The sequence below is a fragment of the Stenotrophomonas bentonitica genome, from assembly GCF_013185915.1.
GTDB classification, from domain to species: Bacteria; Pseudomonadota; Gammaproteobacteria; order Xanthomonadales; family Xanthomonadaceae; genus Stenotrophomonas; species Stenotrophomonas bentonitica.
On sequence record NZ_JAAZUH010000001.1, the window covers coordinates 2,279,774 to 2,291,870 of the forward strand.

The window sequence follows — 12,097 nt, forward strand, 5'->3', positions numbered from 1 at the left end:
CATTACTGGAAGTCCAGCGACAGCTCAACGAACATCGAGCGGCCAAACGCGTTGTACACACCCTGGTCGTAGTACGGCCAGTTGCCGTTGGTGCGATCCACCGGCGGTCGCTCGTTGGTCAGGTTGTTGGCCGTCAACATCACGCTGGCCAGCTTGTTGATGCGGTAGTTGACCGTCGCATTCCAGGTCGTCCACGGGCCGATGTTGCGCTCCTCGCCAACGGCATTCCAGGTCGGCGCGTTGCGGATGCCGTACACGTTGGTGCTGAACGCCCCAATGTTCCAGTTCGCACCGAACGTCGCCCGGTAGTGCAGCTCGTTGGAGTTGGCGCAGCAAAGCATGTCGTAGACCGGGTCGCCTTCCTGCTGCTGCAGCTCGTGCTTCAGCGGCCGGTAGTAGCCAGCATTCACCCCGAAGTCGCCCGCACGCCCTGCGCTCCACTTGTAGTCGGCCGCCGCCTGGATACCGGTCTGGCGCTGCTTGGCCAGGTTGATCGGGTACGAGAACACCTTGGACACACCGTTGGGATTGATCGGGTCGGTGGCCGGGAGGCGCTGTACCTGGGCCAGGATCTGGCGGCAGGTCGGCGAGTTGATGTCGAAGTTCACGTCACCGTTCTCCGACGTGCCCAGCCGGCAGTTGGCTTCGGAGGTGAGGATGCTGTCGGTACCGAGGATGGACACCTCGTTCTCGATCTTCACCGAGTTGTAGTCCACCGACAGGTTCAACGCATTGTCCAGCGCCGACCAGACAAAGCCGTAGGTGAACGTTTCCGCCGTGATGTCCTTCAGGTCGCGGTTGCCGGTGCTGGAGGACAGCACCGACAGCGACGACTGCGGGCACTCGTCGAAGTTCTCGGAGGTGAATCCCGCCTGCCGGCACAGGAAGGTGTCCACGTTGGTGGTGTAGCCGCTGCTCTCGCGCGAGTACAGGTAGAACATGTCCGGCGAGCGGAAGGCGGTCGCATAGCTGCCGCGCAGCAGCAGCGAGTCGATCGGGCGATACTCCAGCCCCAGCTTCCAGGTTGCCTTGCCGTTGCCACCGCCGCCCTGCAGCGAGTACTTGTCATAGCGCCCGGACAGGTTGGCACTGAAGGTGTCGAAGATCGGCACCTGCAGTTCGGCGCCAATCGCGTACAGGTCACGCTGGCCTTCGGCCGAGGTTCCCGCAGTCTGGCCGCGGAACAGCACTGCGGAATTGGGATCTGCGGACTGGTTGAAGAACTTCTCGCGCGTGCCCTGCAGGATCATTGCAAAGCCCACGTCGCCGGCAGGCAATCCGAACAGCGAGGTATTGGTCACCAGCGCGGTCACGCCGGTGCGCGACGCGTTGGATTCAGCACGGTTGGTGCCACTGAACTGGTCGTACTGCCCACGGGTCAGCGGCTGGTACAGCACATCCAGGTTCGGCGCATAGGCGTCGTAGCCATTGACCTTGCCCAGCAGCGGACCGAGGTAGTAGTCATCGATGCCGCCCACCGCCAGGAAGTCGGTGGACTTGCGGGTCACGTCGGTGCTGGAGCGGTTCACGTACACGTCGTAGTCGAACCCGGTATCGCCCAGCCCGCCGCGCGCACCTGCGGTGATGTTCCACGAGCGGGTGTAGACGCGCTGGTCCTTCGAATCCATGCCCACTTCTTCGGGCGCGTAGATGCGTTGCCACTGCTCGTAGTTGCCGCTGGTCTGGTTGTAGAAGGTCTTGTTCCAGAACGGGCTGCCGCCCGAGTAGGTCGGCCGGCCGTAGCTGAAGAGGATGTCCGAGTACAGCTCGGTGGTTTCACTGAGGTGGTAGCGCAGGAAGGTGGTTGCGTTCACGTCCTCGCTCTTGTTGTAGAGCGTGGCGGTGCCGACGTTGTTCGGGCTGCCGCAGTAGTAGCCGGTGCCCGCCGCGTTGCGGTGCGCGTAGCTGGTGCTGCCATCGAACAGATAGGACAGCGGCGCGCACGTGGCCTGGCCCGGGTCGATGTAGCCGTTGGGCGACATCTGCATGCGCAGGAAGGTACGCGACGGATCCTGCGGACCGGTCGGGCTGTCGTTGACGCTGTCGATGTCGCTGCGGTCGGAGGCGAAGATCGGCTTCTGCTTTGTGTACTCCAGCCCATAGCTGAGGTCCAGGTCGCCGAAGGTATGGCCGTTGCTGAAGATGAAGCGCTGGCTGGAGCCGCCCCCGTCGCTGTAGCCGCCGGCGCGGTAGCGGAAGTGCGCGCCCTCCACCTTGTCCTTCAGCACGATGTTGATCACGCCGGCCACGGCCGACGAGCCGTACACCGAGGACTGCCCGCCGGTGAGCACGTCGATGCGTTCGACCATGCCCAGCGGAATGTTGGCGATGTCCACGATGCTGGTGTTGCCGTTGTAGGCCAGCGGGTAGCTGTTGAGCGGGCGCCCGTTGAGCAGCGTGAGCGTGTAGCTCGGGTCCAGCCCGAACAGGCTGACCGTCTTCGCGCCCGGCGTGTAGAAGCCGGTGCCCTGCGAGTCCTGGACCGAGCCGTTTGCTACGGGCAGCGAGCGCAGCGCGTCGAACACGGTAGTGAAGCCTTGGGCTTCAATCTCTTCGGCAGTGATGGTGGTCACCGGCGAAGGGCCTTCGATCTGTGCGCGGGGAATCAGCGAGCCGGTGACATTCACCGCATCGAGCTGGCGCGTGGCGGGCTCGGCACCCTTTTCTTCCGGTGGGGTGGTTTGTGCCTGGGCGGCAAGGGGGGACATCAGTACGGACGACACCAGCAACGACAGCAACGTGCGCTTCATTCTGCAGCTCTCCAGTACAAGGTCTCCCGCTGCCGGTCCGGCGCAGGAGGGTTGGGTATGCGGGGGATCCGTGGTGCGTGGGGAAGCGACTTTTCTAGATCGATCTAAATTGAATGTCAATAATTTGTAATGAAACTATTTCTGCCGGATTAGATCGAACGAAATGGCACTTGCGGGCATTGCGTCGGCTGATGCAGGATCAGCGCGCTTGTCGGCCTCGACAGCCGCCGACAACACGTTCCTCGCGCCGCACTGCAGCATTCCTGGCTGTGGTCGCCACGCGTTTCCCGTCACGTCCCGGAGTGCCGTCCATGCGTTTGCGCCGTTGCCTGATCGTTCCTGCCGTTGCCGCCGTCCTCGCCTTCCCCGCCGCACATGCTGCGGACATCACGCAGACCCGCGACGGGGTCACGCTGACCTACCAGGACCCGAGCGGTTCAACGAACGCAGAGGTGCGCGACCGCATCATCGCCACCTTCTTCTCCGCCTACCCGCGCGAACGCGCCGACTTCCACCCGGCCGCGCCCTCCAGCGTACGCATCGTCATGGACCCGTCCTACGACGGTGTTGCCTATGTCGGCGAGAAGGAGAAGGCCGCCACCATCACCATCAATCCGCGCTGGCTGGAGAAGCATCCCAACGACACCGACCTGGTCACCCATGAAGCGATGCATATCGTGCAGAGCTACCCGGGCTATGCCAGCGAGCAGGCGCCGTCGTGGCTGGTGGAAGGCATTGCCGACTACGCGCGCGATGTCTACGGCGTGGACAACGCCGCCGGCGGCTGGGCGCTGCCGGCGCAGGTCAAGGCCGAGCACAAGGTGGATACGGGTTACCGGGTTACCGGCGCGTTCCTGAAGTGGAGCGAGGCGGAACATCCGGGGTTGGTCGAAGCGCTGGATGGAGCGCTGCGCAAGGGCAGTTATACGCCAGCGTTGTGGAAGCAGCGCACCGGGAATGATCTGGCCACGCTGTGGGAGGCTTATGTTGCGCAGCGGGCGGGCGGGAAGCAGGCGTGATGCGGTGGCGTATCGCCCGAAGCATCTCTCCGTTTGAGGTCAGTGCGCTAATGCACTGACCATCGTTACGTGCGGTCGTTTGGGAACCGACCCTACCGGAGAACGAATCGTTCGATTGCCAAGGCGACACCGTCTTCCGCGTTTGTTGATGTCTGGTGCAATGCTGTCGCCTTGACGATGTCGACAGCATTGCCCATCGCCACGCTGGTTCCTGCGTACTGCAGCATGGTCAGATCGTTCTCCTGGTCGCCGATGGCCATCACCTGGCTGCGGTCGATGCCCAGGTGTTCGGCCAGCTTCTGCAGGCTGGGGCCCTTGCCTGCGCGGTGGTCGAACACTTCCAGGAAGAACGCGGCGCTCTTGAGCACCGCGAAGCGTTCGGTCAATGCGGCAGGCAGGCGCGGAATGACCGCGTCCAGCACCTGCGGCTCGTCCACCATCATCAGTTTGATGAAGGACATTTCCGGGTCCATCTCGGCCACGCTCCGGTACGAAAGCGGCACGCGGGAAAGGTGGGAGTCGGCTACGGTGTAGATGCTGATGTCACGGTTGGGCGTGTACAGGCGCTCGCCGTCCAGCGCCTGGAAGTGCACGCCCATCTCGCGCGCAACCTGCTCGCAGAACAGGAAGTCGTCGAAGCCCAGCGGGTACTCCACCACCACCTCGCCGGTGGCAACGCGCGTGACCAGCCCCCCATTGCAGGCGATGCAGTAATCCTCGGCGCCGTCGATGCCCAGTTCGTCCAGGAACGGCGCCAGGCCGGAAACAGGCCTGCCACTTGTCAGCACGATGCGGACGCCCTGCTCGCGGGCGCGGGCGATGGCCTGCTTCACCCGCGGGGTAAGACGATGTGCGGGATCCAGCAGGGTGCCATCCATGTCGATGGCCACCAGTTCAATCGCCGCCGGACGCTGCCCACTCTCCATTTCGTTCAACCCTGTTCACTACCGGTACCCGGGCACCGCCCAGCGCCGTAGTTTAAGGCAGCCGAGCACCGGAACAAAAAGAGCCAACCGGGTTGCCCCGGCTGGCTCCATCACTACACACGCTTCAAGCTTAAGGCGACGCGGGCTTAGCGGCCCATCGCCACCTTCTGCTGCTCTTCCTGCACCTGGCGCTGCTGCTGGGCCTCATTGTTGCCCAGCAGAGCCGCATTGGTCTGCTCCAGCGGTGGGGCCTGGCTGAGGTCCACCGCCGCGCGGTAGCCCGGCGTGGTGCCCATCACGAAGGCCTTGCCGTCCTGCACGCTCACGCTCTGCAGCTTCTCTGCCGAGTCGATGCCGGCCTGCTTGGCCTGCAGCGTGACGTTGGCCGCCGCCTCGTTGGAGATCGCCGCCGGCAACTGGCTGCGGATGGCGTTGTGCAGCGCCGTGTCCGGGTGCGCCTTGTCGCCGAGCTGCGGGCCGGTGGGGCTGCGGGTCTCCGCTGCCTGGACTTGGGTGGCGGCCAGCCTGGCGGAGGTCTCGCGACCCACCACGCCGTCGTCCTTCAGGCCCTGCTGCTTCTGGAACGCCAGCACCGCTTCGCGCGTGTTGTCGCCGAACTTTCCGTCTTCGGCGAGGCGGTTGCCGTTGGCATCGCGTACGCCCTGGCGGTTCAGCGCCTGCTGCAGCTCGGTCACCTCGTCGCTGCGGTCGCCCTTGCGCAGGGTGCCGGCCGGGGCATGCTCGTGGTCGTGCCTGCCCGCCTCCTGCTGTACGCCCTTGTTCCAATAGCTTTCCGGGTTGATCAGCTTTCCGGACGCGTCCTTCATCTGGTAGTGCACGTGCTGGGCGTACTGGTTCGCGCCCTGCGGGCCGCGACCACCCATGGTACCGATCGGATCGCCCGGTTCCACGTGCTGGCCAACCTTCACCTGGGTGCTCTGCATGTGCAGGATCTGGTGCGAGATACCGTCCGCGTCCTGGATCATCACCGTGCCGTACTTCCCGCCCACCGAGGTCACGGTGCCGGCAATCGGCGCGTGGATGGTCGGGTGCTGCAGGTTGCGGCCGGTCTGGCCCCCCACGTAGTTGAAGTCGCTGCCACCGTGCGCCTTCTCGCCGCGGTGCTCACCGAAGTGCCCTGTAATGTGCGGCTTCACCCCGTTCTGCGGCGGCAGCATTACCTGCATGGTGTGCTCGTACGAACGCGCCTGCGCCGCCGCACCGACGGCCGCTGCGGCGGCACCCGGTGCCGCTTGCTGCTGCTGGGTGGGACTCTGGTCCAGGGTCTGGCCCAGGCGCTGGTTCACGAACTGCTCGTACTCATCCAGGTGCGGCGCCACCTTGCGCTGCGACAGGCCGAGGCCGCCGTAGTCCCTGGTCGGGCCGTCGTGGTGGTACTTGTAGATGTAGTCTTCGCCCTGGCCGCGATCACGCGCCAGGTTGCGGTTGTCGACGAAGTGCGCCACCAGTGCGTCGGACTGCGCGTCCACGTCGAAACGGTTGGCATTGTTCAGGCCGTAGTGCTTGCCGGTCCTGTCGATGAACTGGCCCAGGCCCGAGGCCGAGGTGGTGCCGGCGGCGGCATCCGGATTGAAGCCGGATTCCACGCGGGCAATGGCCAGTACGTAGGCGGTTTCGCGCGGGGTCAGACCGGCCTCGCGCGAGGATTCGATCAGTGAGTCGATCACGCGCGACTGCACTTCCGGCGAGGCGTCGCCCCAGCGGCGCGACTGGCCATGCAGGGGTCGGGTTTCGTCGATCGGCTCGCGGTAGTGGCTCCACGGCTCGATCTGGCTGCTGCGGTACGCCGCTCCGGGCGGCTGCACCATGCTGGTGTAGATGTCGTTGGGCATGTCTGTGCTATCCATTCTGTGAGAAAGGGGCTTTCCTTAAAGGGTGTTGCTCCAGTGTTTCAGTCTTCGATGTCGTCCACCTCCGGGTGTTTGATGCCGAGCTTGGCGATGAGCTGGGAGTACTCGTCGTTGTTGGGCGACTGCGCCTCGCCTTCGCCGCGCACCGGCGGGTTGCTGTGGGTGAGCTGCTTGCCATTGGCGTCGTACAGGTAGAACCATTCGCAGAACGCACAGCCGTACGGCAGCTCGCCGTACTGCACCACGAAATACGGTGTTCCCTGCGCGTCTTCAACGCAGGCCAGGCCAACGGCGGTGTAGCCACTCATTTCAGCCGGGGCATCGACGGTGCGGCGCTGGCCGTCCTTCTCGATGTCCAGGCGCGTCTGCGTCGCCTGCCCGTCCTGGGCTGGCAACGCGGTCAGGTGCAGCCGTGCACCTGCGCATTCCTTGTGCATGCCTTTCTCTTCCTGCTGGGTGGGTGAAGGGGTAGCCGCGGCGGCCGCCGGCGCTGCGGCGGCAGGCTCGGGTGTGGCGGCGGCGCCGGGTGTTCCGGTGGGTGCACTGCACGCGGCCAACAGTAGGGCGAACGCGGGTACGAAACGCAGTTTCGACATCACAGGCTCCGTTGTGGAAAAGGGCCGCGTGCGGACGCGGCCCTGCAACTCAGATCGACTCGTCGGTCATGCGCACCAGCTGCCAGCACGGGCGCTGGGCGAAGTAGTACGACTGCTGGTTGCTGGTGTCGGGCGTACGGATCAGCACCTTCATGCTGCCGTCGTCCTGCCGGCTCACCTGCATCTCCCGGCCCATGTCCTTCAGACCGGACGGATTGGGCATCACCGGCCAGGTCACATCGGCCAGCGGCACGTTTTCGGTCACTAGTTTGGGCTCGTCGCCCTGGGTGTCGTAGCGCTCGCTGACCAGGGGGTCGGCCACGGATTTTTCCTGCAGAGTGATTTCGCGGCCGAACTGCGGCAGGAACGCTTCGAAGTCTGCGTGGGCGCAGCTGGCGGTCGCATCAGCGGTGGTCGCAGCGGGTGCGGCAGGTTCGCTGGCTTCGGGGGCGACGGTGGACGCCGTGGTAGACGGTGGGGTCGCGTTTGCAGGTGCGATGGCGGCGGCGTCGGGCTTGCACGCGGCCAGCAGGATGCTCAGCGAAACGGCGAGCAGGGTCATGGAACGATGATGGGACAACGGATCCTCCTGATTCGTGTCGTGGCGCACATCACACTACGCCGGGTCGCGTAGCATAGCGACGCGCCAATGCGATGGCGTTCACATATCCGCTACATCGCGGCTTGCGCATGCCATGCGTGATGTGAGGCACGTGATTTACGTGAAGCTCATCACACTGTAATGCGGGTGCTTTTATTGTCTTCCCTGGCGATGTCAGCCCTTTGACACCCGCCCCTGCGTTCTGGTGATTGGCACGATGCGTATCAACGTTCTCCAGCTTCCGGTCTCTGATGTAACCGCAGTCGCTTCGTGGTTCGGCGAGGTCATGCAACTGCCTGTAACGGGGAGTGCCGTTCAGATCGGCTGGACCACGCTGCAGCTTCGCGACGCGGGCAGTGACCCGGTAGGTGGCGTCCACCTTGCCTTCAACGTCCCGGCCGACCGCTTCGAGGCCGCCACCACCTGGCTGCTGGAACGCTCGCCGTTGCAGCGCAATGCCAAGGGCGAGGCGCACTTCACCTTCGGTGGGCGCTGGGAGTCGGAGTCGATCTACTACGACGGCCCCGACGCATTGATCCTGGAACTGATTGGTCGGCGGCGGTTGCCTGCCTCCGGGCGTACCGGCGCGTTCCACGGCAGCGAGCTCACCTGCATCAGTGAAGTGGGCCTGCCCACTGCCGATGTCGCCGCGCTGACCGCCCGCGCCGAGGCGGCCTTCGGGCTGCAGCCGTTCAGCCCGCCGACCCCGCACTTCGCCGCACTGGGCGACGACGAAGGTCTGTTGATCGTCGTGGATGCCACCCGCCACTGGTTTCCGGAGCAGAAGGTGCTTCCCAATGCACGCGGGATCGAGGTCACCCTGGGCGATGTGGACGCCGGGCAGCTGGCCGATGACGTCGAAGGTTGGCAGCTCACTGCGCCCCAAGCAGGCTGAACACGCCGCGTTCGCGTATTCACCTGGGCAGCCAGTACATTTGCTGAGCCGCGACGGGTAGAAGGACCGTTGCGCGCCCAGCGTACCCGCAACACAGTGGGTGCAGCCCACCCCAGGTTGCCCGCCGTGGAACTGCTGACCGCCGCCCCCGCCACCGATCCCACCCGGGACGATCCTGCCCTTGCGCCCCTGCTGGAGGTGGACGCGCAGCTCGCCAAACTCGGCGGCAGGATCCGCATCCTCTCCGGCCTGGCGTGGCCCATCGAAACGGAGACCCGCTTCCTGGAGGGCTGGCGTGCCGGCAAGCCGGAACTGCCGGCCCCGCCTACCCAGCCGCAGGACCACGCCGAAACCATCGCCGCGCTCGACGACATCCTGCAGCGTCTGGATCGCGGCCACCCGGTGGGCGACTGGCTGTACCGCACCGCGTGGAGCATGCGCGTGGCCGCGCGCATGCTCTCCAGCATCGGCACACCGCAGTTCACCGAGTGTTCCACCCTGCTCTACGGGCACCCCAGTACCCAGTACCGCTCACAGACCACCACCACGGCGCAGTCGGCCGCGCAGATGCTGGCCATCACCGACCAGCTGCTGGGTTCGCAGTACGTCCCCCGCATTGCCTATGACATTCCCGCGCCGGACTTCTCGGAGATGTTGCGCAAGCGCATCGATCCCTTCTTCACCGACGACCCGGTGAAAGTGGTGCTGGATACCGAACTGGCCTCCAAGGCCGCGGCCGGCAGCAAGGTCATCCGCCTGCGCGCGGACGCGCTGTTCTCGCAGCTGGACCTGGACCAGCTGGTGGAGCACGAAGCCTTCATCCACGCCGGCACCCTGCTCAATGGCAAGCACCAGCCATGGCTGCGTTGCCTGGGTACAGGCTCGCCACGCACGACGCGTACGCAGGAAGGCCTGGCCACGTTCTCGGAAATCATCACCGGATCGATGGACATCAACCGGCTGCGCCGCCTTGCGCTGCGCGTGGTCCGGTTGCAGGAAGCCTTGGAAGGCGCGGACTTCATCGATGTCTTCAAGGCCTTCCTGGCCGCCGGCCAATCCGAGGAAGACAGCTACCGAAGCGCCGCGCGCATCTTCCGTGGTGGCGACGTTCGCGGCCGCGTGTGTTTCACCAAGGACGGCGCCTACCTCGAAGGCCTGCTGCTGGTCACCGCATTCATCAAGCGCGCCCTGCATGAAAATCGCGGCGACACGCTGAGGCTGTTGTTCTGCGGCCGCGTGGACCTGGGTGACTTGGTCACGCTGGCACCATATCGCGCCTCCGGGCTGATCGCGCCACCGCGCTATGTGCCGCCATGGGCGCAGCATCCGGAACGGGTGCTGGCAACGCTGGCGTTCTCCACGGCTGCGCAGGCGATGCGGCTGGATACGTTCGACCTGGGGCGGTTCTCGGCGGTTGAGGATGAGTTGATGGCTGGAGCGGGGTAGCAGTTTGAACCGCCGCTTGCATGGCCTGGGGGCACTGCACCTGCTGTTTGGAGGTTGACCCGGCCCAAGCAGTCCCAGCCCGTGCCAAGGCATCGCTCATTGTCGGTTTAACAGGTCTAACATATAGTGGCCAGTGGGGGTCAACGTGCGCCGAGTCTCACCGCACGTCTCCGACAACCTGCATCTGGAGGATGTGATGGCCGCTCAGCAAGTTCGATTCGAGTACTTGGAAGTCGGCAACGTCGACGGACACATCATCATGGATCGCGACATGGGCACGATTGATGGACTCCTGGGAAGGGACAGTCATGTGCAAGGAGTAACCGCCCGGCTCCTGACACCCGCCCACGATGACCGCCAAGACGGCCCTTCGCCTTTTCTGGTCAACATGGCCAAGGCGTTGGACGGCGCCTTCCATACGCTCTTTTCGCCTGCCTGCTTCGCCACCGCCACGGCCAGCAAGAAGCGGCTCAAGGCAGCGCCCTTCTATGTGAAGAACGTCGCGAAAAGACGTCTTTACCTCTGGTCTCCAAACGGTCAGACAAGTTCAATTAACGAGGTAAGCCGGGCTGATTCTCTCAGGGCCTGGACGAGAGATGCATTACACGGAAATGTGATGATCGACTTCCTGAGCACGGACTTGGACAATCTTAGAAGCACGCAGCGGGCGTGGAGCCAGCTCTATGGCGACATCATTGATCCGCCTCTGTCGAGGCGTGCCAGCCGGCCGTCCTCTGCGGTCGAGTTGGCAGGGCCGCAAGACGGACAAACCTCGAAGCTAAGCCTGGCCGCAGCTTCTGCCGCAAAAAGGATCGCGCTGGCGCAGCACTGGCCCACAGCCATCGAAGTAAGTCGCGCCCTGGGAACCACAGCAGAGAACGAAAGCCAGCTGGCCACACGGTATCGTCGCGAAGGAAAGCTGCTTGCGGTCTACCTTCCCACTCCGACCGCAAGCTGGCGTTTTCCAACTTGGCAATTTGATAAAGACGGCCAGCCTCACGCGAAGTTTGCCGAGATCCTGCGCGTCGTTCGCGAGCATGGGAATTTCTTCGACAACCAGCGCCGCACGACGGGGTGGGGCGAAGTGGCGTGGTTCAACGCGCGCCGACACTCTCTCGACGGAGCGTCCGCTGCTGAACTGCTGGAACGTGCCCCTGACCGCGTTCTTGCTGTCGCCAGAGCGGGGGTAGAAGAAGCCTGATGCCTGCAGGTGCGCCATGGATGACCACCGAACCAACGTGGCTTGAAACTCCGACCGAAGTTCTCTATCGCGTTCATAGAAGGAAGTACAGCGCTACTGCGGCCAATCAGGCAAGCAGAGCCCGGTTCGCTTTGACTGGCGGCTCCCACGCCATGTTCTACGCCGCCGATAGTGTGGAGGGGGCTCTCTGGGAGGTTCTGCTCCGCGACATTCTGCTTGGACCCGGCGGCGACTGTGAACTGCCAACCGACATGCTCAAGGACTTTGTTCTCTCAAAGGTGCGCTGGACTGGCGCCGACAAACGTCGGATATCACTGAGCAGACCAGGTGTTCTGCACCTGTTCCCCAATGGCGATGGCCCTGAAGTCCTGGCGGTCAATGAATTGACCCGTACCAACGATCACGGGTCGACTCACGGGGAGGCCCGGGAGATGCTGGACTGTCTACGCAGCCTGGTGCCGCCCATCTCGAAGATGCCGATGCTGAGCTGGAAGTCTCGCCAGTTCGAAGATTCCACTGTGTTCCTTACCTACAGTTTGCCTTCGGCGCCATCGGGGTGGATAAAGGTTGGACGCTCCATGAACCTGGACAGTGATAAAGGAATTGAACTCATTGTTCGTACTCTGCGGCAACACGGGTTCCACTGGACGCCCTACGACAGACTTGCGACATCGATCATCGACGACGATGTGACGTAGTACCCGGCCTCCTGCAAGGTGATGATTAGTGGTCCGGGGCATCCGCACCTGGCATATCAGAGCAAAAAGGCCCCGCCGAAGCGGGGCCTCATCG

General features: G+C 64.2%; 10 protein-coding genes. 5 read left to right on the forward strand and 5 right to left on the reverse strand.

Going from position 1 to position 12,097, the window contains the following annotated elements; all coding sequences use genetic code 11:
- Positions 1–2: 2 nt before the first annotated feature.
- On the reverse strand, positions 3–2,750 hold the full coding sequence (locus tag HGB51_RS10080; RefSeq protein WP_084738874.1) for a TonB-dependent receptor plug domain-containing protein: 2,748 nt from the start codon (positions 2,748–2,750) through the stop codon (positions 3–5).
- A gap of 311 nt (positions 2,751–3,061) precedes the next feature.
- On the opposite strand from HGB51_RS10080, the gene HGB51_RS10085 reads away from it, so the two are divergent.
- Positions 3,062–3,769 carry a basic secretory protein-like protein gene (locus tag HGB51_RS10085; protein ID WP_070207075.1) on the forward strand — a complete coding sequence of 236 codons (708 nt, stop codon included), beginning with the start codon at positions 3,062–3,064 and terminating at the stop codon, positions 3,767–3,769.
- Positions 3,770–3,861: 92 nt separating this feature from the next.
- Here the strand turns inward: HGB51_RS10085 and yidA are convergent, their stop codons facing one another.
- The 4 genes from yidA to HGB51_RS10105 all read right to left on the reverse strand — a co-directional run bounded on the left by yidA (position 3,862) and on the right by HGB51_RS10105 (position 7,742).
- A complete protein-coding gene (yidA, locus tag HGB51_RS10090; protein ID WP_070207074.1) occupies positions 3,862–4,695 on the reverse strand; it encodes a sugar-phosphatase in 834 nt (277 codons plus the stop codon).
- A 146-nt stretch (positions 4,696–4,841) separates the two neighbouring features.
- A complete protein-coding gene (locus tag HGB51_RS10095; RefSeq protein WP_070207073.1) occupies positions 4,842–6,548 on the reverse strand; it encodes a peptidoglycan-binding protein in 1,707 nt (568 codons plus the stop codon).
- A gap of 59 nt (positions 6,549–6,607) precedes the next feature.
- Positions 6,608–7,162: a hypothetical protein gene (locus tag HGB51_RS10100; protein WP_246233421.1), complete on the reverse strand. Its 555-nt coding sequence runs from the start codon at positions 7,160–7,162 to the stop codon at positions 6,608–6,610.
- 49 nt (positions 7,163–7,211) lie between these two features.
- Positions 7,212–7,742: a hypothetical protein gene (locus tag HGB51_RS10105; protein WP_084738873.1), complete on the reverse strand. Its 531-nt coding sequence runs from the start codon at positions 7,740–7,742 to the stop codon at positions 7,212–7,214.
- A gap of 238 nt (positions 7,743–7,980) precedes the next feature.
- On the opposite strand from HGB51_RS10105, the gene HGB51_RS10110 reads away from it, so the two are divergent.
- From HGB51_RS10110 to HGB51_RS10125, 4 genes are all read left to right on the forward strand, one after another.
- On the forward strand, positions 7,981–8,658 hold the full coding sequence (locus HGB51_RS10110; RefSeq protein ID WP_070207070.1) for a VOC family protein: 678 nt from the start codon (positions 7,981–7,983) through the stop codon (positions 8,656–8,658).
- A 126-nt stretch (positions 8,659–8,784) separates the two neighbouring features.
- Positions 8,785–10,104, forward strand: a complete 1,320-nt coding sequence (locus HGB51_RS10115; protein WP_216666727.1) for a peptidase MATCAP family protein — start codon at positions 8,785–8,787, stop codon at positions 10,102–10,104.
- Positions 10,105–10,300: 196 nt separating this feature from the next.
- The gene (locus HGB51_RS10120) at positions 10,301–11,305 is read left to right on the forward strand and encodes a hypothetical protein (RefSeq protein WP_141739066.1); all 1,005 of its coding nucleotides are present in this window, start codon (positions 10,301–10,303) and stop codon (positions 11,303–11,305) included.
- 20 nt (positions 11,306–11,325) lie between these two features.
- Entirely contained in the window at positions 11,326–12,003 is a 678-nt protein-coding gene (locus tag HGB51_RS10125; protein ID WP_171966801.1) for an RES family NAD+ phosphorylase, read from the forward strand.
- Positions 12,004–12,097 lie beyond the last annotated feature (94 nt).

What these genes read in the sequence shown, in the direction of transcription:
- HGB51_RS10100 (WP_246233421.1), bottom strand. Translation starts at nt 7,162, where the DNA reads ATGTCGAAACTGCGTTTCGTACCCGCGTTCGCCCTACTGTTGGCCGCG.
- yidA (WP_070207074.1), bottom strand. Translation starts at nt 4,695, where the DNA reads ATGGAGAGTGGGCAGCGTCCGGCGGCGATTGAACTGGTGGCCATCGAC.
- HGB51_RS10125 (WP_171966801.1), top strand. Translation starts at nt 11,326, where the DNA reads ATGACCACCGAACCAACGTGGCTTGAAACTCCGACCGAAGTTCTCTAT.
- HGB51_RS10085 (WP_070207075.1), top strand. Translation starts at nt 3,062, where the DNA reads ATGCGTTTGCGCCGTTGCCTGATCGTTCCTGCCGTTGCCGCCGTCCTC.
- HGB51_RS10120 (WP_141739066.1), top strand. Translation starts at nt 10,301, where the DNA reads ATGGCCGCTCAGCAAGTTCGATTCGAGTACTTGGAAGTCGGCAACGTC.
- HGB51_RS10080 (WP_084738874.1), bottom strand. Translation starts at nt 2,750, where the DNA reads ATGAAGCGCACGTTGCTGTCGTTGCTGGTGTCGTCCGTACTGATGTCC.
- HGB51_RS10110 (WP_070207070.1), top strand. Translation starts at nt 7,981, where the DNA reads ATGCGTATCAACGTTCTCCAGCTTCCGGTCTCTGATGTAACCGCAGTC.
- HGB51_RS10095 (WP_070207073.1), bottom strand. Translation starts at nt 6,548, where the DNA reads ATGCCCAACGACATCTACACCAGCATGGTGCAGCCGCCCGGAGCGGCG.